The following is a 19,561-nucleotide window of genomic DNA, read 5'->3' on the forward strand; positions in this document are numbered from 1 at the left end:
GTTGTCCTCCTTACAGCGCGCATGACACGCAACCTTCGATTTCGGTTCCTTCCAGCGCCAACTGGCGTAGTCGGATGTAGTACAGCGATTTGATGCCCTTACGCCAGGCGTAAATCTGCGCTTTGTTGATATCGCGAGTGGTGGCGGTATCGGGGAAAAAGAGCGTCAGTGAAAGCCCCTGATCGACATGCCGCGTTGCTTCAGCGTAGGTATCAATGATTTTTTGTGGACCAATCTCGTAGGCATCCTGATACAAGGCCAGATTCTCATTGGTCATAAACGGGGCAGGGTAGTAAACGCGCCCGGTTTTGCCCTCTTTGCGAATCTCCACTTTTGACACGATCGGGTGAATGCTTGATGTCGCATGGTTGATGTAGGAGATAGAACCCGTTGGCGGAACCGCTTGTAAATTCTGGTTATAAATGCCGTAGCGCATGACATCTTCACGCAGTTGCGACCACATTTCGCGCGTTGGCAGCGTAATGCCGCTGGCGGCAAACAGTGTGCGAACCTTGGCGGTTTTTGGCTGCCAGTCGCCCTGCAGATACTGGTTAAAATACTCACCGCTGGCGTAGCGGGACTGTCTGAATCCGGCAAAGGTTTTGCCGCGTTCCCGGGCGAGCTTCATCGACGTATTCAGCGCATGCCAGGTGATGGTGTAGAAATAGAGATTGGTGAAATCCAGCCCTTCAGGTGAGCCGTAGGCGATACCTTCCCGTGCCAGATACCCGTGCAGGTTCATCTGCCCAAGACCGATGGCGTGCGATGCGCTGTTTCCGGCCTCAATTGAGGGTACGCTGCGGATATGGCTCATGTCCGAAACGGCCGTTAAACCGCGAACCGCCGTTTCCACGGTGCGCCCAAAGTCTGGCGAATCCATGGTATGAGCAATATTCAACGAGCCGAGGTTGCAGGAGATATCGTGCCCTGTTTGCGCGTAATTGAGGTTTTCATCGTAGGTGGAAGCGTTGTTAACCTGCAAAATCTCCGAGCACAGGTTGCTCATATTGATACGACCGGCAATCGGATTGGTGCGATTCACCGTGTCTTCAAACATGATGTAAGGGTAGCCGGACTCGAACTGGATCTCGGCCAGCCGCTGGAAGAAATCGCGGGCGTTAATGTATTTTTTGCGCACTCGTTTGTCGGCAACCAGTTCGTCATACCGTTCAGTTACGGCGATATCACCGAATGGTTTGCCGTAAATGCGTTCCACGTCATACGGTGAAAACAGCGCCATTTGGGCATTTTCTTTGGCTAACTGGAAGGTGACATCCGGGATCACCACACCAAGCGAGAGCGTTTTGATACGGATTTTCTCGTCGGCGTTTTCACGTTTGGTATCGAGAAAACGCAAAATATCCGGATGATGCGCGTGCAGATACACCGCGCCTGCACCCTGACGCGCCCCTAATTGATTCGCATAAGAAAACGCATCCTCCAGCATTTTCATTACCGGGATCACCCCTGAGGACTGGTTCTCAATGCGCTTAATGGGCGCACCCGCCTCACGCAGGTTAGAGAGCAAAAATGCCACACCGCCGCCGCGTTTGGAGAGTTGCAGCGCCGAGTTGACCGCCCGTCCAATTGACTCCATGTTGTCTTCAATGCGTAACAGGAAGCAGGAAACCAGCTCGCCGCGTTGCTGTTTACCGCAGTTTAAAAAGGTTGGCGTGGCGGGTTGAAAACGCCCGGAGAGCATTTCATCGGTCAGTTGCAGAGCGAGCGCTTCATCGCCCTGCGCCAGCGTGAGCGCCACCATCGTTACGCGATCCTCAAAGTCTTCGAGATAGCGCTTCCCGTCGAACGTTTTCAGCGTATAGCTGGTGTAGAACTTCCATGCGCCGAGGAACGTCTGGAAACGGAATCCGCTGGCGTGGGCGTGGGCGAATAGCTTCAGCACAAACGCGCGATCGTAGCGGGCTAACACGCTGGCATCGTAATAGCCTTCATCCACCAACGTGTCCAGACGCGCCTGCTGGCTGGCAAACGCCACCGAGTTGGGGCGAACGTGGGCGGTAAAGAATGCCTCCACCGCCTGATGGTCTTTGTCGAACTGAATGCGCCCGGCCTTATCGTACAGATTCAGCATGGCGTTCAGGGCGTGATAATCCAGCGTCTGCTGTTCTACACGTTCTGCGGTTGTCGTTGCCAAAATTCGCTCACTCCTTTTTGCACGTTGTCGATATCGCTTTGGGTGCCCATCAGCTCAAAGCGATAGAGCCACGGCACGCCGCATTTTTGTGAGATGACATCACCCGCGCGACCGTAGGCGTCCCCGAAATTGCGATTGCCGGAGGCGATCACTCCACGGATTAACGCCCGGTTGTGCGTATCGTTTAAAAAGCGGATCACCTGTCTCGGGACCGCGCCAGCTGTACCGCCGCCACCGTAGGAGGGCACGATTAAAATGTAAGATTCGTCTACCCGGATCCGCTCGCGTTCGTTAAGCGGAATGCGGATGGCAGGCAGCCCCAGACGCTGCATGAAGCGGTGCGTATTTTCGGAGCTGCTGGAAAAGTAGACGAGCTGACTCATGCGCTGGCCACTTGAGGAGCCGGGCGCAGACGGTTGATCATGTCCGGGCGAAATCCTGACCAACTGGTTTCCCCTGCGACCACGACCGGTAACTGACGAAAGCCTTGATCGCGCAGGCGATCAGCCATATCGGGGTGTAAATCGACGTTTACCATCTCAAAGTCAAACCCGCGGCTTTCCATCGCCCGCTTAGTGGCGTGGCACTGAACACAGTTGTTACGAGTGTAAATAACAATGCGCATGATTCGTATTTCCATCTAAAAGTAAAAGAATGACGCGATAGAGGGCGTCAGGTTGTGTGTGTCTTGATAGAGGAGATACTAGATGTAGTTTTAAAAAGATTCAACCATACAAGATATGGTAATTTTAGATTGATGAGGGCTTGGGTGATGAGCGTGACGGAGGAAGTGATAGAAACTATGGCAGGTTGCCGGATGGCGCTTATGTCGCCATCCGGCAGCGCAGAATCACATGCGCATCCCTACCGCCAGACGGTTAAAGCAGTTCATCAGGCTAATAGCAAACGTCAAATCGCTAATCTCTTTCGCGCTAAAATGGTCGAGCAGCGGCAGATAAACGTCATCTTCGGCATGGGTGCTGGCTATATGGGTGACGGATTCGGCCCACGCCAGTGCCGCACGCTCCTGCTCGCTGAAGTGATGACTCACCCGCCAGCCTGCCAGAGCGTCCAGTTTGGCCTGCGCAACACCGGATTTGCGCAGCGCCTTACTGTGCATTTCCAGGCAAAAGGCGCAGCCGTTGATTTGCGAGACTCGCAGGTAAATCAGTTCCGTCAGCGTAGGTTCCAGCGCGCAGTTTTCCAGCGCTTTGCTGGCCTGAACCAAAGCGTTATAGATTTCAGGACTGAGTTCATAATAGGGCTGGCGTAACATTGTCATGGTATTTCTCCTCGTTTGGATGACCCGCAATGTAGCACTATAATGGACTGCTACAGAGAGCCATATTGTTGCCAAAAAAGCAGACCATAAATGCCACGCTATCAGCAAATTGCCCGTCAGTTAAAAAACGCCATTGAGAAAGTTGAACTAAAGCCAGGCACAAGATTGCCCTCCAGTCGGACCTGGGCCCAGGAGCTGGGGGTATCACGTTCGACGGTGGAAAATGCCTATGCAGATCTGGTGGCGCAGGGCTGGCTCGCGCGACGCGGGCAGGCAGGAACATTTGTCAGTGAGCAACTGCGACCGGAAAACGCACCTGTGTCTCCCGCCATCTTCGCCGGAGAAAACCCCAGGCCGCAGCCTTTTCAGATGGGATTACCCGCACTCGATCTCTTCCCGCGGGACGTCTGGGCGCGGGTGATGGGGCGGCGTTTACGCACCCAAACGCGTTTTGACCTGGCCGTGGGCGATGTTTGCGGCGAACGGGGGTTACGTCAGGCGATTGTCGATTACCTGCGCGTCTCACGCAGTATTGAGTGCCAGCCGGAGCAGATTTTTATTACTTCAGGTTACGCGGCATCAATGACGTTAATCCTGCGCGCTCTGTCTCAACCCGGTGAGGGGATGTGGGTCGAAGATCCTGGCTTTCCGTTGATTCACCCCGTGGTGGCTCAGGAGCGCATTGAGCTGATGCCGGTGGCAGTTGATGCCGATGGCCTGGATGTCTGCGCTGGGATCCGTGACTACCCGCAGGCGCGTTTTGTGCTGCTCACACCCGCACACCAAAGTCCGCTGGGCGTCGCCCTGTCATTAGACCGTCGCCACCAACTGCTTGAATGGGCGACTCGGGCGCAGGCGTGGATCATTGAAGATGATTACGACAGTGAATTTCGCTACCACGGTAAACCGTTGCCGCCGCTAAAAAGTCTGGATGCGCCCCAGCGGGTGATTTATGCCGGAACGTTCAGCAAATCGATGTTTCCGGCTTTGCGCACGGCATGGCTGGTGGTACCCCTGACTCAGGTCGAACATTTTCGTCAGCAGGCGGCGCTAACGGCCTGTAGCGTTCCGGTTTTATGGCAGCAAACGCTGGCGGATTTTATGCAAGATGGCCACTTCTGGCGGCACTTAAAACGTATGCGCCAGAATTATGCCCTGCGACGTCAATGGATGGAAAACGCGCTGAGCGAACAAGGGTTTAACGTCATTCCTCAGGAAGGAGGGATTCAGCTGGTGATAACTGTCGACGGAGATGATGTTGCCCTAGTGCGCAAAGCGAATCAGGCCGGGCTGGCGGTTCAGGCGTTAAGCCGCTGGCGAATAACTTCAGCAGGAAAGGGGGGAATATTGCTGTCGTTTACTAACATCAGTTCGGTGGAAATGGCGCAGCAGGCAGCGTATCAACTGCGGATGTCGCTGACATAAATCTGCGCGGTTCTTAAGATATTCGTCCCACCATCGCCACTCGTTTATGGACTTTTCTGAAAGCGTTGCTAATGCTGAATCAGGTAAGGTAAGCCCGCAGTAAAAAAAGATAACGAGGAAAATATATGTATTTACGACCTGATGAGGTGGCGCGCGTACTTGAAAAAGTGGGCTTTACCGTCGATGTAGTGACGCAAAAAACGTACGGCTATCGTCGTGGCGAAAATTATGTGTACGTTAACCGTGAAGCACGTATGGGACGTACCGCATTAGTTATCCATCCCACGCTAAAAGAGCGCAGCTCTTCGCTGGCGGAACCTGCGACGGATATTAAAACCTGCGATCACTACCAGCAATTCCCGCTATATTTAGCCGGAGAGACTCACGAACATTATGGTATTCCGCACGGCTTCAGTTCGCGAATTGCGCTTGAGCGTTATCTGAGTGGGTTGTTTGGCGACGTTAGTTCAAACTAATAATGCGACTGGCAGGGCCAGTCGCGAAGAGATCTGTCAGGCTTTAGCCTGGTGATAGCTGCTGACCTTAAACAGGCGGCGGCAATAATCAAGAAAGTAGCCATAGACCGCGCCCATCAGCATTGATACCACGATGTTCGAACTTACTGCAGCCGTAATCTGGTGCCAGTCTGCGCCAACCGTCAATAGAATAATCACATACACTGGTGACTGGAAGGTGACATAAGCCAGCACGTCCGCCAGGTTTTTCCCCCATCCTGCTTGCGTGGCTTTACGCGCCGCGCGCATAAACAAATCGCGATACATGCCGTATGGCCACGCGATCAGGATGTTGACGGGGATAGCCACCAGTCTGGAGTACAGAGACTGTTCGAAGCTCATTCCTGAAAGGAATATTTCGATCAACATGTTCACGACAGAACAATAAACAACCATCGCGAACGTGTCTGCTACTGCATGACGCAAGCGTGACTGCGGAGAGAACATGTTAATGCTCCTTGTAAAAAGGGAAAAAAAGGTTTTGAATACCTTCTTGCTAGTGATTTGTCTTGCTGCTTTCGCGTTTGAATAGGATATCTGCCTGGATAATAACTAGCAACTAGCTTAAAATTTTTATTTATTACCTTTTTGTCGATAAAATGCTCTGCAATGGTTTGTTTTTTGTTCGTTTTGGTATTTTCGTTGCTGATTTAATTAAAGGCATTTTAGAACAATGGGTTATGGAAATTTGTTTTTCTGAATTTTTTGCGCTCCTTTTCTCAATGTTGACTAATGTGCAATATGTATACGCACCGGCTCCGCGCGATGTTGTGGCCTGTTTCTCGACTGATACCCTGAGACTCCTTGCAGGTATATTTATAGCGACTAGCAGAGGAATAGAATATATCGCATAGGCGATGTCAAAATGGATGCTATAAATACACGAATTAGCTTTTTTGATTAGTAATATGCGAATAAATTAGACTGGAAATATAATAAGCAGTTGCATACAATATTTAGGGTAATACCGTTTTTATGTTTTACGTTAAAGAGGTTTTGTTAATATGAGTTCAATGTTAAAAAACTTAAATAATATCCGCTCGCTGCGTGCAATGGCTCGTGAATTTTCCGTTGATGTGCTGGAAGATATGCTTGAAAAATTCAGGGTAGTGACCAAAGAACGCCGCGATGAAGAAGAACAACAACAGCGCCAACGTGCAGAACAGCAGGAAAAAATTAATACTTTGCTGGCGCTGATGCAGGCAGACGGGATCAATCCGGAAGAGCTACTGAGCATGACGCCTGCGACGGCAGGTTCAGTTAAAAAACGTCAGCCGCGCCCGGCGAAATATCGTTTTACCGATCTCAATGGTGAAACAAAAACATGGACCGGACAGGGTCGCACACCGAAGCCAATTGCCCAGGCACTGGCTGCCGGTAAATCTCTTGATGACTTTTTGATCTGATTATTAATGCGGTGAGGGCGACCTCACCGCTTATTTTCAGCAAACGCCAAAATCACCCTCTTCGGTATATCGCGTCACGTCAGCTGCTTTCAGCGTGAATTTTTCGCCGCTTTCATTACTGGCGTGTACCGCCACAATGTGATCGCCATTGACTTCGACAACTTTCAGTTTGGGTCCACCCATGCGTGGTTGAACCAGATCGCCAGGTTTAAACATATTGCTCTCCTTTATTTATCGCAGAACTCACCATAGATCACGTCAATCAGCGGGTACAGTGCAGTTTCAATGATTACCGCTTAATGAGTACGTCGGTTCCAGGGCATGATATCCAGCAATCGCGCCATGCCGCAAAAGCCGTTCACGCCAGCGAGTATTAGCCCGGCACCCACGAAACCGCTCAGCAGGAAGAAGGCGCTGCTAACGGTGTAGCCCAGAATGACGCCGAGTAAGGCAAGGCTACCTGCGGCTATCTGCACCTGGCGCATCAGCGGTAACGGTTGTGAACGATCTTTTGCCACCGGAAAACCTGCGGCTTTCCAGCCGTCAATGCCACCTTCCAACAACCAGACCTGCGCAGGCGCGGCAATAGCGTTCAGTTTTGTCGCCGCGTTTTGTGTACGTTTGCCTGACTGGCAGTGAAAAATCACCTGCCCGGCGCGTAAATTCGCAGGCAGCGATCCCTGCTCTAGCGTAGATAATGGTACCAGATGCGCCTCCGGAATATGCTCGTACAGATACTCGTCAGCATCGCGGATATCAATCAGTTTTGCGCCTTGTGCGACCAGCGTCTGCGCCTCGCGCGGGGAAATCGTCCCAATGGTCATGATGGCTCCTTATGGGCAATACAGTGTTTTTAATGTGGCGATCAGTGAATTCACGGCCGCATTTTTGATGGAGTACAGGATGCGCTGGGCATCGCGTTGGCTGTCTATCAGGCCCTCTTCACGCATACGCGCCAGATGCTGCGAAGTGGCGGAAGGACTCAGGCCGGTAACACGGGCTAATTCGCCCGCGCTGGTACCGGGTGAGCCGCAGAGCATGCACAAAATCAGCAACCTTTTCGGGTTACTCATCGCTTTTAGCAGGGCGGCAGCCTGCTCTGCGCTGGCCTGGAGTTGTTCAAGTTCAGTCATATGTATTTAAGCATATTCTAAATTAAGCTTATTCTAAAATAAACGGTCAACGTACGCCAGCGTAAAGAGCGTAAAGGAGGGTAAAACAGCAGGGGAAGGCTGGCAGAGTTAGGTACACTGACTATGCTTAGAGATAAAATCTCTTTTTAAACAATGAGTAACTTTTTGCTTGTATGGAGTGTGTATGGGTTTCTGGAGAATCGTTTTTACTATTATTCTGCCCCCGCTTGGCGTGCTGCTGGGGAAGGGGTTCGGCTGGGCATTTATCCTCAATATTGTTCTGACGCTGCTGGGCTACATCCCGGGTCTGATCCACGCCTTCTGGATACAAACGCGTAGCTAATTACCTTTCTACTACGGCGCTCTGGCGCCGTTTTCTTTGCGCTTCTTTCTCCTCTGCTACACTTCCTGGTGTTGATTGTTAACTACCGAGGTGGATATGGGACTCTTTAATTTTGTAAAAGATGCGGGTGAAAAACTGTGGGATGCGGTTACTGGCAACCATGACACTGCCGATCTGGCAAAAAAGGTACAGGAACACCTGAACAAAACGGGCATCCCGGATGCGGATAAAGTGAACGTCCAAATTAACGAAGGTAAAGCCACCGTTTCTGGCGATGGATTAAGTCAGGAAGCGAAAGAAAAAATCCTGATTGCGATTGGCAATATCTCTGGTATTGCCAGCGTCGACGATCAGGTAAAAACTTCTGCGCCGGCGAGTGAAAGCCAGTTTTATACCGTAAAATCAGGGGATACCCTGAGCGCTATTGCCAAACAGGTATACGGTAACGCCAACCTGTATAACCAGATATTTGAAGCGAATAAACCGATGCTGAAAAGCCCGGATAAAATTTATCCAGGGCAGGTTTTGCGTATTCCAGAACAATAAGAATGTTCAGGCTTATTGCGTCAGCAATTTGCCGGACATCGCTTGTTGAATAATCGGAATGGGCGTCAGCAGGTGCTGGCGCATTAATTCACTGGCACGTGCGGCATCGCGTGCCAGAATTGCTTCGGTCAGCGTTTGGTGCTGATCGTGTTTATCTTCCAACATCTCCACCGACAGCACCGTCTTTCGCAGCCAGATAAACCGGTAGCGCGCCGCCAAATCGAATAGCCGTTCGCGCATTTGCAGCAGATACTGTGAACCGCAGCCAGCGACAATTGCCGAGTGAAAAGCCTGATGGCGCTGATCCCACTCGTCGAGCATCTGTTCACTGGCGTCAACGGCTTCAAGCTTGCCGAGCATATGCGCCCGCGCCAGAATTTCAGCTTCCCAGGCGTCGTCGCCGCGTTCAATGGCCAGCGCAACCAGCATGGCTTCCATATTGGCGCGGGCATCGAAAATATCGAGCAACTCCTGTTCGGACATTGGGGCGACACGATACCCTTTCTGATTGACCACCGTGACCAGCCGCTCGGCAACCAACTGCGAAAGCGCTTCGCGTAGCGGTCCCACGCCAAGCTCATAGCGTGAGGTCAGAAGGCTCATACGCAGTTTTTCATCAGGCTGATACACACCGCGGATGATGTCGTTTTTCAGCCAGCGGTATCCATCAATGGCCGTCGGTTGGGGAATGGCGGTCATGGTCTTACTCCTGAACGGTTTTCCCGGCCTGCGCCGGGAAAAGGTTTAATGCGTATTTTGCAACGTTGCTTTTTGCCACGATAGCAGTTTTTTCCAGCGTGACATAATAGGCACGGTGCAAATAATACCTATGGCTAACAACCCGGTAGAGATAACTTCCAGTTGTTGAGCCGGGCGAAAGAGCATCACCACCAGCACAAAGATAATAAAGGCGATTACCAGCCAGGTAAGCCACGGATAGAGCCACATTTTCAGTTTAATTTCACCGCCTCGCGCCAGCAGGATTTTGCGCATCCGCAGTTGGGAAATTGCAATAACCAGATAAACCAGCAGGGCGATGGCGCCAGAGCTGTCGATCAGGAATTTGAACACCTTGGCCGGGGCGTAATAGTTGACCACCACGGTGAGGAACGCGGCCCCCGTAGACAGCAACACCGCCACATAAGGCGTTTTACTCCGGTTCGTTTTACCCATAAAGGCGGGAGCATCGCCACGACGGCTCAGGGAGTAAAGCATACGCGAGGACGTATACAGCGCGGAGTTCAGACAACTGGTTACCGACAGCAATATGACACAGTCCATGATCAGCTTCGCGTGTGGGATATGCAGTAACTCCAGCACCGAGCGGTAAGAGCCCACCTCTTTCAGTCCCGGCATGTTCCACGGAATCAGCGCGACGACCACGAAAATAGAGCACAGATAGAAGATGGAGATACGCCAGATAACCGAGTTGGTGGCGCGGACGATGTGCTTATCCGGGGTGTCGGACTCGGCGGCGGCGATGGTAACAATCTCTGCGCCCATAAAGGAGAACATGGTGATTAGCATCGCGCTGATCACCGCGCCAAAGCCGTTGGGCATGAAGCCGCCCTGATCCCACAGGCGCGAAACTCCGCTGACCTCGGCATAGGGGTAGAAACCGCTAATCGCCACCGCACCGAGAGTGATAAACGCCAGAATGGCAATCACTTTGCACAGCGCCAGCCAGAACTCGAACTCACCGTAATTTTTGACGCTCAGCAAATTACTGCCGGTTAATGCCAACGTGATAACCAGAGAAAACAGCCAGATAGGAATGCCTGGAACCCAGGAGTGCAGAATGATGGCGGCGATATTCGCTTCCAGCGGGATAACCAACACCCAGAACCACCAGTACAGCCAGCCGATGGTATAACCCGCCCACGGCCCGATGGCCTTATCGGCGTAGGTGGAAAAGGAACCGGTATCCGGGGTGGCAACGGCCATTTCGGCCAGCATGCGCATAATCATCACCACCAGCAATCCGGCGAACAGATAGGCCAGTAATACTGCGGGACCGGCTTCTGCAATCGCCACGCTTGAACCCACAAACAAACTTGCGCCGATAACCCCGGCAATAGACAGCATGGTGACGTGGCGTGATTTCAGCCCGCCCCCTAAATCATGTGATTGTGACACTTGCCCCATCTTTTAAACCTCTCGAAAGTATTTCACTTGGGAGAGCACCCCGTCATTCCCGCGCCGGGGCACGCGTATTTATTGTTATTGACCCTGTCAGCCGGATGGCGGCTCCGCCTTATCCGGCCTGTGGATTGCGTTTTTTATTGGTCGAATGCGGTGTTAACCCTGCTTCGCTTCGGCAAAACACTGAGCGATAATGTCCAGCCCCTGGCGGATTTGGGCATCTTCAATGGTCAGTGGGACAAGAATGCGCAGTACGTTGTAGTAAGGTCCGCAGGAGAGCAGGATCAGCCCTTTATCGCGCGCACGCGCGACGATTTCCGCGGTCAGTTTGGCGTCTGGTTTCGTGTGATCGCCGTCTTCAAACAGTTCGATTGCGATCATCGCTCCCAGCCCGCGTACATCGCCAATCTCGCGGTGGCTTTCCGCGATAGCCAGCAGGCCTTCGCGCAGGGTTTGACCCAGCTCGTTGGCTTTTTGCAGCAGATTTTCCTGTTCGAAAATATTCAGTACCGCCAGTGCGGCGGCGCAGGCAATCGGGTTACCGGCATAGGTACCGCCCAGACCGCCCGGTGGGATAGCGTCCATGACTTCGGTGCGCCCGGTCACTCCCGCCAGCGGGAAGCCACCGGCAATAGATTTGGCGAAGGTGGTGAGATCGGGCGCAACGCCCATCTGCTCCATAGCGAACAGCGTACCGGTACGGCCTGCGCCGCTCTGTACTTCATCGGCAATCAGCATGATGCCGTGCTCGTCACAAATGGCGCGCAGACGTTGCATAAAAGCAGGAGAGGCGGCGTAAAAACCACCTTCGCCCTGGACGGGCTCAATCACGATGGCGGCAACATCTTCCGGAGCGGCATCATTTTTGAAGATACGGTGAATGCTGGCGATAGCATCGTCTTCACTGATGCCGTGCAGCGGGCAAGGATAAAGCGCACGGTACACGTGGCCCGGCATCAGTCCCATTCCTGCAGAGTACGGGTTTACTTTCCCGGTCAGTGACAGGGTGTAGTGGGTTCGACCGTGGTAAGCGCCGCTGAAGGCGATAGTGCCGGTTCGTTTGGTGGCGGCGCGGGCGATTTTCACCGCGTTTTCCACCGCTTCCGAGCCGGTTGTCACCAGCAGGGTTTTTTTGGCGAAATCGCCCGGCACTTTCTTATTCATGATTTCGCACAGCTCCAGGTACGGCTCATAGGCCAGCACCTGGAAACAGGTATGGGACAGCTTTTTCAACTGTGCTTCTACCGCAGAGACGATCTGCGGGTGCAGGTGGCCGGTGTTCAGCACCGCAATACCGCCAGCAAAATCGAGGAATTCACGGCCTTCAACGTCCCAGACTCGACAGTTTTCTGCACGCTCGGCAAAAATAGGATGGATTTGTCCTACGCCACGGGGAACGGCGTTGCTGCGACGTTGCATAAGTTCTTTGTTGGTGCTCATCAGGTGTTCTCCAGTATTTATTTTATTAAAGGCCGATGCACATATATTTGATTTCTAAGTAGTCTTCGATGCCGTATTTCGATCCTTCACGGCCAAGACCGGAGGCTTTGATTCCCCCAAACGGGGCGACTTCGTTGGAGATAATGCCGGTGTTAATCCCGACAATGCCGTATTCCAGCGCTTCGCCAACGCGAAAGACGCGGCTCAAATCACGGGCGTAGAAATAGGCGGCCAGACCAAACTCGGTGTCATTGGCCTGAGCGATGACGTCAGCCTCGTCCTTAAACCGGAACAGCGGAGCCAGCGGGCCGAACGTCTCTTCTTTGGCGACCTTCGCGTTGTCAGGCACATCCACCAAAATGGTGGGCTGGAAGAAGTTGCCGCCGAGTGCGTGAGGTTTGCCGCCCGCGATAATGCGCGCGCCTTTATCCAGAGCATCGGCGATGTGTTCCTGCACTTTGGCTACCGCTTTCTCGTCGATCAGCGGCCCGGTGGTGACGTCAGGTTGCAGACCATCACCGAGGTGCAGTTTGCTCACTGCCTGCTGGAGTTTTTCGGCAAAACGGTCATACACGCCGTCCTGCACGTATAGGCGGTTGGCGCAGACACAGGTTTGGCCTGCGTTACGGAACTTCGATGCCAGTGCGCCTTCCACGGCTTTATCAAGATCGGCATCGTCAAAGACGATAAACGGCGCATTGCCGCCCAGCTCCAGCGACACTTTTTTGATGTCTTTGGCGCACTGCTGCATTAACTGACGACCAATTTCGGTTGAGCCGGTAAATGACAGCTTGCGTACCAGCGGGTTGCCGGTCAGCTCGTTGCCGACCGCGCTCGCTGAACCGGTCACCACGCTGAAAACGCCTGCCGGGATCCCGGCGCGATTGGCAAGCTCTGCCAGCGCCAGTGCGGAGTAGGGGGTCTGGCTGGCCGGTTTAAGCACCATTGTGCAACCAGCCGCCAGCGCCGGACCGGCTTTGCGGGTAATCATCGCCGCGGGGAAGTTCCACGGCGTAATCGCGGCGGTAACGCCGATCGGCTGTTTGATGACGATTAGGCGTTTGTCGGCCTGGTGGCCGGGGATCGTATCGCCATAGATACGTTTGCCCTCTTCGGCAAACCACTCAATAAAAGAAGCGGCATAGGTGATTTCACCTTTGGCTTCTGCCAGCGGTTTACCCTGTTCCAGGGTCATCAGACGGGCGAGATCGTCCTGATGCTCAATCATCAGGTTGAACCAGCGGCGCAGGATGTTGGCCCGCTCTTTGGCGGTCAGCGCACGCCAGGCGGGCAGAGCGCGGTTAGCGGCGTTAATCGCTTCGCGGGTTTCATCCGCCCCCATTTTCGGTACGCTACCTAATTGCTGACCGTTGGCGGGGTTGGTCACCGCGATGGTCTCGCCGCTGTTGGCGTCACGCCAGTTGCCATCGATCAGTGCTTGCTGGCGAAATAAGGTTGGATCGTTAAGTTGCATAATTGCGTCCTGTCTAAATCGTTTTAACGGGTGAATGCGGCGTGTAATGTTTCCACGCTACGTGCCGCACGCAGCGTGCGTCCGGGATTACTCTGGTTCTCCAGCAGCGCATGAACTTTGCTGACAATATGCGCGCCGATAGGGATCGCCGACGTTGCTGCCGGAGAAGGCGCGTTACAGGTGTGAATTGAGCGTGGCGTGGTGACAAACAGGAAATCGTCGATTAGCTTGCCGTCCGGTGATACAGCCTGTGCCCGCACGCCTGCAGGCCAGGGCTGCAGATCCTTGAGCGTCAGACTCGGGCAGTACTTTTGTACCAGCCGCAGATAACCGCTTTTGCACAGCGAATTCTTCATTTCGCCAAGTCCTGAGCGCAGGTTGTTTTGCAGCACGCGACGAATGCCGGAAGAGCTGAGGATCTCCAGCGTATCGCTGAGCGAGAAGTCGCGTTTACGGTAGCCTTCACGTTTAAATGCCAGTACCGCGTTGGGGCCCACGGTGACGCTGCCGTCAATCATCCGGGTCAGATGAACGCCGAGAAACGGCATCGCCGGGTCGGGGATGGGGTAGATCAGATGGTTGACTATCTGGTTATGTTCTGACGCCAGACGGAAATATTCGCCACGGAACGGACAGATGATAAAGCCGGGTTCAACGCCGAGCATTTTCACTAGTCGGTCCGCCATCAGGCCAGAGCAGCTAATCAGCGTCGCTCCCTCAAATTCCTGACCCTGACGGGTATGTACGACAACGCCCGCAGCGTGCTCTTTTAGCGCGCTGACCTCAGCGTTGTAGATAATCTCACCGCCTTTGGCCTGAAATATCTTCGCCATCGCGGCGGTGACTTCGCGGTAGCTGACGATCCCGCTCGACGGAACAAAAATACCGCCCAGCCCGGTGATGTTGGGTTCACGCTCGCGAAGCTCCTGCGCATTCAGCCATTCGCGGTCAAGGCCGTTAGCGGCGGTGCGATCCCACAGCGCGCGCATGCGCTCCATTTCCAGTTCGGAGGTGGCAACCAGCATTTTTCCGCAGACGTCGTAGCGGATGCCGTTTTGGTCGCAAAAGGCTTTTGTGGCGCGATTTCCGGCCAGGCAAAACTGCGCCTTCAGGCTGCCGGGGGTGTAATAGACCCCGGCATGAATTACGCCGCTGTTGTGGCCCGTCTGATGACAGGCCGGGCCGGACTCTTTTTCCAGCAGCGCGATTCTGGCGTCCGGATAGACATCAATCAGCTGCATGGCGGTCGACATGCCGATAATGCCGCCGCCAATAATCACAAAATCATACATCCGCTTTATTCCTTCGCGCTTACTGATGGGTCTGGTAGTGGTTTGTCGCGTAAGCGAAATAACCACGCTGGCGCATCAGTTCGCGGCGCAGGTCAGGATGCGAGGTGAAGCGATCGCGACCGTGCAACCAGAACAGGTTGTTGATTAGCAGGAATTTACCGACTGAAACCGGAACGGAAATAATGGCCTTGCTGGTTTCCAACGCATCGGACAAATCGCTCAGCCAGACGCCTTCTTCATAATCTTTTGGCTGGACGAACTGGTCGATGTAGCGCATCACCGGGCGGCCCTGCTGGTCAACGTCAAACACCGGATGGAACACTTCCTGGCTGACGTTTTTGCTTGGCGGTGCGGCAAAGCGCATGGCGCGACGCGCCAGCGGGTGGGTAAAGTACTGATCCAGATGTTCCCAGTCGTCGAGGTGCAGCAGCAGCGAGTTACCGCCGGTCATGTTCTGCTCGTCAATCTTCATCATCAGCACATAGTCGGTGATTTCTTCGAGGTAGGTTCCGTCGTTATGCAGCTCCATTACACGGTGCGGCTGGCGCAGATAGCTGTCTGAGTTATCAACGTTTTTCACCACAAAACGGGCATAGTATTGACCGCTCATCGCATCAAAATTGGAGCGCCCGATAAGATGCGCTACCGCCGTCGCCAGCTTGACCATCTCTTCAGCCTGTGCCACATCATCTACGCCAACAGCGTTGATCAGCAGTGCGCCTTCGGCACGATCGAGCAACGTTTTCAGCAGCAAAGGCTGCAACTGATTACCGCACAGGTCGTCGAGGATCTTGCCCACTTTGAAGCGCAGGAAGGATTTGTATTCCAGTGCCTGCACCGGCCACTGCGCTACGGCTTTCAGAAATTGCTCAGTGGTTTCAGCGGAAAAAGTCAGCTCCAGCAGGCGTGGGGACTGGGCTGATGGTTTCAACGTGAAACCGCTGTAGTGCTGGGCTGGATCATCAGCGTTCGGTTTTACGGCAGTCAGTGCGTTCATCAAATCGTTCCTCTCAGTAGATTGTCAGGGAGATATGGCGCAGATCGTTTCGTAGCCATAAATTAAAAATATCTACATTTTTGAAAAACGCGCACAGAATGGGCTTGTTTGTTTATTATTTGTGATCAAAAACAACAATTATTTAACATTATAAAAAGTGAGGTTAAGTGCGAGGATGAGAAGGAATGACAGGTAATGTTATTTTAAAACAAAGAGTTAATTATTCTGCCGCTGAGGGTAACTCAACGGCAGCAGCAAAGTCAGTAACCGACTTTATAAATGCGCCCGGTTTGGATGCCTTCCACGCTGCGGCGATAGGCATTGGCAACGGTAGCGGCGGGGACGCTTTCAAAGCCTGGGAAGAAACCATCGTATGCTTCGGCGGATTCACTGAGTACGGTTGGGCTTATCAGGTTTATGCGCTGACCACGACCTAGCTCACAGGCAGCAGCGCGCACAAATCCTTCCAGTCCGGCATTGATCGTTGCCGCATTCGCCCCTTGTGCGATGGGTTCATGGGCGATAATGCCGCTAATCAGCGTAATCGAGCCGCCATCATTGAGGAAATGTTGCCCGGTTAATGCCAGACGTATCTGGCCTAACAGCTTATCCTGTAATCCCTGATTAAAGTCCTCGTCGGTCATTGTCGACAGCGGGCCAAAGAACAGGTTGCCGGTGGCGGAAACGATCGCATCTATCCGACCGACTTTTTCAAACAATGCCCCGACACTCTCCTGCGAGGTGATATCGACCTGGTAATCTCCCCGCGTGCGACCTACGCGGATCACCTCATGTTTACGGCTTAACGTTTCTGTAACTGCGCGCCCCACTGTACCGCTGGCACCAATAATGACGATTTTCATAACCACCTCCAGAATAGTGTGAGCCACTATTCTTTAATGAAAATGAAATCGGATAAACTGGCTATAAGTTAGATGATTACTAACCAGAGGTTTGTAATATGGATAAGCTGCGCGGCATGGAAACGTTTATCGCCGTGGTGGAGAGCGGCAGCTTTACCTCCGCGGCAACAAGACTCGAGATGTCTGCGGTGATGGTGGGAAAATATATCACCCAACTGGAAGCACAGCTCGGCACGCGTCTGCTGGAGCGCAATACTCGCCGCCAGAGCCTGACCGATGCCGGGCGTGTCTATTTTGAAGAAGCCCGCCGCGTGCTGGAGCAGGTGTCGATAGCCGAGCGTTCGGTAGAGCGTCTGCGGCTGGCCCCTGCGGGGACGCTGCGCATTAGCGCGCCTACTTCTTTTGGCGCTTGCGTTATCTCGCCGCTGGCCGCTGCGTTTTTACAGGCCTGGCCAGACGTGCGCATTGAGCTGGATCTGACCAACCGGATGGTTGATCTGGTGAATGAAGGCGTCGACCTGGCGATCCGTATTGGCGATATCCATCAGACTGATGTGGTGGCGAAATACCTGTGCCCTTACCGTATGGCGATCTGTGCATCAAAGGATTATCTTGCCCGTCATGGCACGCCCCTTACGCCTGCGGATCTGGTGGATCATCTGTGCCTGTCCCATACCGTGTGGACGGCTCGCAACGAATGGATACTGCCTGGCGTGACGGGCGAAGTCAGATGGAAGCGCGATGCGATCCTGCGCTGTAACGATGGTCATGGCCTGCGTATGGCGGCGGTAGCGGGGGCCGGACTGTTATTGCAACCGGAGGTGCTGCTGGCGCAAGAGCTGGCTACCGGGAAACTGATTCGGATACTGGAAAAGTTTACGCCGCAGCCGCGGCCGATTCATCTACTGTGGCGACAAGATTTGCGTCCGCTGCCCAAGCTGACGCGGTTTGTTGAGCACGTACTCAGTGCCGTTCAGGAATTAAGATGAAAATGCCGGATAAGACGCGTCAGCGCCGCTATCCGGCATATTATTAGCTGATATCCACCTGTGGTTTGCTGTTACGTTTACGAATCAGGCGTAGCACTGGCGGGACGACGATAACCAGTACCGCCATCACCAGCAGCACTTTCGCCACGCCGCTGGCCCACAGAATATCCATATTACCGTTACTGATAGACAGCGCCCGACGGAGGTTCTGCTCCAGCATTTCCCCGAGAACGAAGCCTAAAATCAACGGCGACATCGGGAAGTGCATTTTGCGCAATATGTAGCCCAGCACGCCGAGGGCAACCATCAGCACCAGATCGAAAGTGGTGCTGTGGACGGCATACACGCCCACCGCGGAGACTGCCGCGATAGCCGGTACCAAAAACCACAAGGGGATGGTCAGCATACGGGTAAACAGGCCGATCAACGGGATGTTCATCACCAGCAGCATCACGTTAGCAATCAGCAGCGCCGCAATCAGCCCCCAGACGATGTCCGGCTGTTCGGTGAACATGGCCGGACCCGGGGTGATATTGTACAGCGTCAGCGCGCCCATCATCACCGCTGTGGTGCCGGAGCCCGGTACGCCGAGCGTCAGCATCGGGATAAAGGAGCCACAGGCCGAGGCGTTGTTGGCGGCTTCGGGGGCCGCCACGCCGCGTATATCCCCTTTGCCGAAGCTGTCGCTATTGCCGCTGAGCTTTTTCTCGGTCATATAGGTGATAGCGCTGGCAATGGTTGCGCCCGCGCCGGGCAGGACGCCGACGAAAAAGCCAATCACCGATGAACGCAGGGTTGCGCCAACGCACTGCGCACCTTCTTTGGCGTTAAATAACATGCGGCCCGTTTTACGCACCAGCGTCTGGCCACTGCTGGTATGTTCCAGCATTAACAGTATTTCAGAGACTGAGAACAGTCCAATCACTACCACGATAAACTGCACACCGTCGGAGAGATGAACGCTGTCAAAGGTAAAGCGATAAACCCCGGTATTGGCGTCTACGCCGACGGTCGCAAGGCCGAGACCGATAAGCGCTGCCAGAAATGATTTCAGCGGGTTTTGCGCCATCATGCTGCCAAGGCAGGCAATGGCGAAAACCATTAAGGCAAAGTATTCCGCCGGACCGAAGGCCAGCGACCATTGGGCTAACGCCGGGGCAAACAGAATGATGCCGCCGATAGCGATAAGCGAACCAATGAAAGAGCTGACCGCCGAGATAGAGAGCGCAACGCCGCCGCGGCCTTGCTGCGCCATCGGGTAGCCATCCAGCGCGGTCATAATCGCCGCCGCATCGCCGGGAACATTCAGCAGGATGGAGGAGATACGTCCGCCGTATTCACAACCTATGTAGACCGTAGCCAGCAGGATCAGCGCAGATTCTGCAGGCAGATGCAAAGCGAAGGCCAGAGGCAGGAGGATCGCCACGCCGTTAATGGGTCCAAGACCAGGCAACAGCCCGACAATGGTACCGACAAAACAGCCAATCAGGGCGATGACCAGGTTTTCCGGCGTCATGGCCACCGCGAAACCCTGAGAAAGATAAATCCAGGTATCCATC

Annotated in this window: 22 protein-coding genes; 6 read left to right on the forward strand and 16 right to left on the reverse strand. The window is 53.8% G+C overall.

Annotated features, from left to right (window positions below; all coding sequences use genetic code 11):
- Positions 1-10 precede the first annotated feature (10 nt).
- The 4 genes from nrdE to HV302_RS05865 all read right to left on the reverse strand — a co-directional run bounded on the left by nrdE (position 11) and on the right by HV302_RS05865 (position 3,437).
- Positions 11-2,155 (reverse strand): class 1b ribonucleoside-diphosphate reductase subunit alpha, encoded by a 2,145-nt coding sequence (gene nrdE, locus HV302_RS05850; protein WP_181627029.1) that lies wholly within the window; start codon positions 2,153-2,155, stop codon positions 11-13.
- Entirely contained in the window at positions 2,128-2,538 is a 411-nt protein-coding gene (gene nrdI, locus HV302_RS05855) for a class Ib ribonucleoside-diphosphate reductase assembly flavoprotein NrdI (RefSeq protein WP_181627030.1), read from the reverse strand. Before nrdI ends, nrdE begins: the two co-directional genes overlap by 28 nt.
- Complete coding sequence (gene nrdH / locus HV302_RS05860) at positions 2,535-2,780, reverse strand: glutaredoxin-like protein NrdH (protein WP_016157297.1); 246 nt, start codon at positions 2,778-2,780, stop codon at positions 2,535-2,537. The genes nrdI and nrdH overlap by 4 nt, the downstream gene beginning before the upstream one ends.
- A gap of 225 nt (positions 2,781-3,005) precedes the next feature.
- Positions 3,006-3,437 (reverse strand): carboxymuconolactone decarboxylase family protein, encoded by a 432-nt coding sequence (locus tag HV302_RS05865; protein ID WP_016154147.1) that lies wholly within the window; start codon positions 3,435-3,437, stop codon positions 3,006-3,008.
- Positions 3,438-3,527: 90 nt separating this feature from the next.
- Here HV302_RS05865 and pdxR point away from each other — a divergent pair, with 90 nt between their 5' ends.
- Both pdxR and HV302_RS05875 read left to right on the forward strand, forming a co-directional pair.
- Complete coding sequence (gene pdxR / locus HV302_RS05870; protein ID WP_181627031.1) at positions 3,528-4,862, forward strand: MocR-like pyridoxine biosynthesis transcription factor PdxR; 1,335 nt, start codon at positions 3,528-3,530, stop codon at positions 4,860-4,862.
- Positions 4,863-4,987: 125 nt separating this feature from the next.
- Positions 4,988-5,338, forward strand: a complete 351-nt coding sequence (locus HV302_RS05875) for a DUF2002 family protein (RefSeq protein ID WP_016154145.1) — start codon at positions 4,988-4,990, stop codon at positions 5,336-5,338.
- A gap of 36 nt (positions 5,339-5,374) precedes the next feature.
- Here HV302_RS05875 and alaE read toward each other — a convergent pair whose 3' ends face one another.
- Positions 5,375-5,824 carry an L-alanine exporter AlaE gene (alaE, locus tag HV302_RS05880; RefSeq protein ID WP_016154144.1) on the reverse strand — a complete coding sequence of 150 codons (450 nt, stop codon included), beginning with the start codon at positions 5,822-5,824 and terminating at the stop codon, positions 5,375-5,377.
- Positions 5,825-6,381: 557 nt separating this feature from the next.
- Here alaE and stpA point away from each other — a divergent pair.
- Complete coding sequence (gene stpA / locus HV302_RS05885) at positions 6,382-6,783, forward strand: DNA-binding protein StpA (protein ID WP_181627032.1); 402 nt, start codon at positions 6,382-6,384, stop codon at positions 6,781-6,783.
- A gap of 36 nt (positions 6,784-6,819) precedes the next feature.
- Here stpA and HV302_RS05890 read toward each other — a convergent pair whose 3' ends face one another.
- From HV302_RS05890 to HV302_RS05900, 3 genes are all read right to left on the reverse strand, one after another.
- On the reverse strand, positions 6,820-6,999 hold the full coding sequence (locus tag HV302_RS05890; RefSeq protein ID WP_016154141.1) for a hypothetical protein: 180 nt from the start codon (positions 6,997-6,999) through the stop codon (positions 6,820-6,822).
- Positions 7,000-7,079: 80 nt separating this feature from the next.
- Positions 7,080-7,607, reverse strand: a complete 528-nt coding sequence (locus HV302_RS05895) for a rhodanese family protein (RefSeq protein ID WP_181627033.1) — start codon at positions 7,605-7,607, stop codon at positions 7,080-7,082.
- A 9-nt stretch (positions 7,608-7,616) separates the two neighbouring features.
- The gene (locus tag HV302_RS05900) at positions 7,617-7,916 is read right to left on the reverse strand and encodes an ArsR/SmtB family transcription factor (protein ID WP_016154139.1); all 300 of its coding nucleotides are present in this window, start codon (positions 7,914-7,916) and stop codon (positions 7,617-7,619) included.
- 184 nt (positions 7,917-8,100) lie between these two features.
- Between HV302_RS05900 and HV302_RS05905 the strand changes: the two genes are divergently transcribed.
- Together HV302_RS05905 and lysM are read left to right on the forward strand one after the other, a co-directional pair.
- A complete protein-coding gene (locus HV302_RS05905) occupies positions 8,101-8,259 on the forward strand; it encodes a YqaE/Pmp3 family membrane protein (RefSeq protein ID WP_049270951.1) in 159 nt (52 codons plus the stop codon).
- Positions 8,260-8,355: 96 nt separating this feature from the next.
- Positions 8,356-8,805, forward strand: coding sequence for a peptidoglycan-binding protein LysM (lysM, locus tag HV302_RS05910; protein ID WP_016154138.1), 450 nt, complete (start codon positions 8,356-8,358; stop codon positions 8,803-8,805).
- Between the two features lie 12 nt (positions 8,806-8,817).
- On the opposite strand, the gene csiR is transcribed toward lysM, so the two are convergent.
- From csiR to HV302_RS05945, 7 genes are all read right to left on the reverse strand, one after another.
- On the reverse strand, positions 8,818-9,504 hold the full coding sequence (gene csiR / locus HV302_RS05915) for a DNA-binding transcriptional regulator CsiR (protein WP_049270954.1): 687 nt from the start codon (positions 9,502-9,504) through the stop codon (positions 8,818-8,820).
- 45 nt (positions 9,505-9,549) lie between these two features.
- Positions 9,550-10,950, reverse strand: coding sequence for a GABA permease (gene gabP, locus HV302_RS05920; RefSeq protein ID WP_181627034.1), 1,401 nt, complete (start codon positions 10,948-10,950; stop codon positions 9,550-9,552).
- A 153-nt stretch (positions 10,951-11,103) separates the two neighbouring features.
- Positions 11,104-12,387, reverse strand: a complete 1,284-nt coding sequence (gene gabT, locus HV302_RS05925) for a 4-aminobutyrate--2-oxoglutarate transaminase (RefSeq protein ID WP_181627035.1) — start codon at positions 12,385-12,387, stop codon at positions 11,104-11,106.
- Positions 12,388-12,412: 25 nt separating this feature from the next.
- On the reverse strand, positions 12,413-13,861 hold the full coding sequence (gene gabD, locus HV302_RS05930; RefSeq protein WP_016154134.1) for an NADP-dependent succinate-semialdehyde dehydrogenase: 1,449 nt from the start codon (positions 13,859-13,861) through the stop codon (positions 12,413-12,415).
- A 23-nt stretch (positions 13,862-13,884) separates the two neighbouring features.
- Positions 13,885-15,153 (reverse strand): L-2-hydroxyglutarate oxidase, encoded by a 1,269-nt coding sequence (gene lhgO, locus HV302_RS05935; RefSeq protein ID WP_181627036.1) that lies wholly within the window; start codon positions 15,151-15,153, stop codon positions 13,885-13,887.
- A 19-nt stretch (positions 15,154-15,172) separates the two neighbouring features.
- Complete coding sequence (gene glaH / locus HV302_RS05940) at positions 15,173-16,150, reverse strand: glutarate dioxygenase GlaH (protein WP_016154132.1); 978 nt, start codon at positions 16,148-16,150, stop codon at positions 15,173-15,175.
- A 260-nt stretch (positions 16,151-16,410) separates the two neighbouring features.
- Positions 16,411-17,013 (reverse strand): short chain dehydrogenase, encoded by a 603-nt coding sequence (locus HV302_RS05945; protein WP_181627037.1) that lies wholly within the window; start codon positions 17,011-17,013, stop codon positions 16,411-16,413.
- 98 nt (positions 17,014-17,111) lie between these two features.
- Here HV302_RS05945 and HV302_RS05950 point away from each other — a divergent pair, with 98 nt between their 5' ends.
- Positions 17,112-18,002, forward strand: coding sequence for a LysR family transcriptional regulator (locus HV302_RS05950; RefSeq protein ID WP_046274856.1), 891 nt, complete (start codon positions 17,112-17,114; stop codon positions 18,000-18,002).
- Between the two features lie 43 nt (positions 18,003-18,045).
- Here HV302_RS05950 and HV302_RS05955 read toward each other — a convergent pair whose 3' ends face one another.
- Positions 18,046-19,560, reverse strand: coding sequence for a tripartite tricarboxylate transporter permease (locus tag HV302_RS05955; protein ID WP_016154129.1), 1,515 nt, complete (start codon positions 19,558-19,560; stop codon positions 18,046-18,048).
- Position 19,561: the final 1 nt, after the last annotated feature.

Origin of the sequence: Citrobacter sp. RHBSTW-00859, from assembly GCF_013729795.1 — a bacterium.
Lineage (GTDB): Bacteria > Pseudomonadota > Gammaproteobacteria > Enterobacterales > Enterobacteriaceae > Citrobacter > Citrobacter braakii.

Coding starts and splice junctions, on each gene's coding strand:
- nrdI (WP_181627030.1), bottom strand. CDS start 2,538: ATGAGTCAGCTCGTCTACTTTTCCAGCAGCTCCGAAAATACGCACCGC.
- nrdH (WP_016157297.1), bottom strand. CDS start 2,780: ATGCGCATTGTTATTTACACTCGTAACAACTGTGTTCAGTGCCACGCC.
- HV302_RS05865 (WP_016154147.1), bottom strand. CDS start 3,437: ATGACAATGTTACGCCAGCCCTATTATGAACTCAGTCCTGAAATCTAT.
- pdxR (WP_181627031.1), top strand. CDS start 3,528: ATGCCACGCTATCAGCAAATTGCCCGTCAGTTAAAAAACGCCATTGAG.
- HV302_RS05875 (WP_016154145.1), top strand. CDS start 4,988: ATGTATTTACGACCTGATGAGGTGGCGCGCGTACTTGAAAAAGTGGGC.
- alaE (WP_016154144.1), bottom strand. CDS start 5,824: ATGTTCTCTCCGCAGTCACGCTTGCGTCATGCAGTAGCAGACACGTTC.
- stpA (WP_181627032.1), top strand. CDS start 6,382: ATGAGTTCAATGTTAAAAAACTTAAATAATATCCGCTCGCTGCGTGCA.
- HV302_RS05890 (WP_016154141.1), bottom strand. CDS start 6,999: ATGTTTAAACCTGGCGATCTGGTTCAACCACGCATGGGTGGACCCAAA.
- HV302_RS05895 (WP_181627033.1), bottom strand. CDS start 7,607: ATGACCATTGGGACGATTTCCCCGCGCGAGGCGCAGACGCTGGTCGCA.
- HV302_RS05900 (WP_016154139.1), bottom strand. CDS start 7,916: ATGACTGAACTTGAACAACTCCAGGCCAGCGCAGAGCAGGCTGCCGCC.
- HV302_RS05905 (WP_049270951.1), top strand. CDS start 8,101: ATGGGTTTCTGGAGAATCGTTTTTACTATTATTCTGCCCCCGCTTGGC.
- lysM (WP_016154138.1), top strand. CDS start 8,356: ATGGGACTCTTTAATTTTGTAAAAGATGCGGGTGAAAAACTGTGGGAT.
- csiR (WP_049270954.1), bottom strand. CDS start 9,504: ATGACCGCCATTCCCCAACCGACGGCCATTGATGGATACCGCTGGCTG.
- gabP (WP_181627034.1), bottom strand. CDS start 10,950: ATGGGGCAAGTGTCACAATCACATGATTTAGGGGGCGGGCTGAAATCA.
- gabT (WP_181627035.1), bottom strand. CDS start 12,387: ATGAGCACCAACAAAGAACTTATGCAACGTCGCAGCAACGCCGTTCCC.
- gabD (WP_016154134.1), bottom strand. CDS start 13,861: ATGCAACTTAACGATCCAACCTTATTTCGCCAGCAAGCACTGATCGAT.
- lhgO (WP_181627036.1), bottom strand. CDS start 15,153: ATGTATGATTTTGTGATTATTGGCGGCGGCATTATCGGCATGTCGACC.
- glaH (WP_016154132.1), bottom strand. CDS start 16,150: ATGAACGCACTGACTGCCGTAAAACCGAACGCTGATGATCCAGCCCAG.
- HV302_RS05945 (WP_181627037.1), bottom strand. CDS start 17,013: ATGAAAATCGTCATTATTGGTGCCAGCGGTACAGTGGGGCGCGCAGTT.
- HV302_RS05950 (WP_046274856.1), top strand. CDS start 17,112: ATGGATAAGCTGCGCGGCATGGAAACGTTTATCGCCGTGGTGGAGAGC.
- HV302_RS05955 (WP_016154129.1), bottom strand. CDS start 19,560: ATGGATACCTGGATTTATCTTTCTCAGGGTTTCGCGGTGGCCATGACG.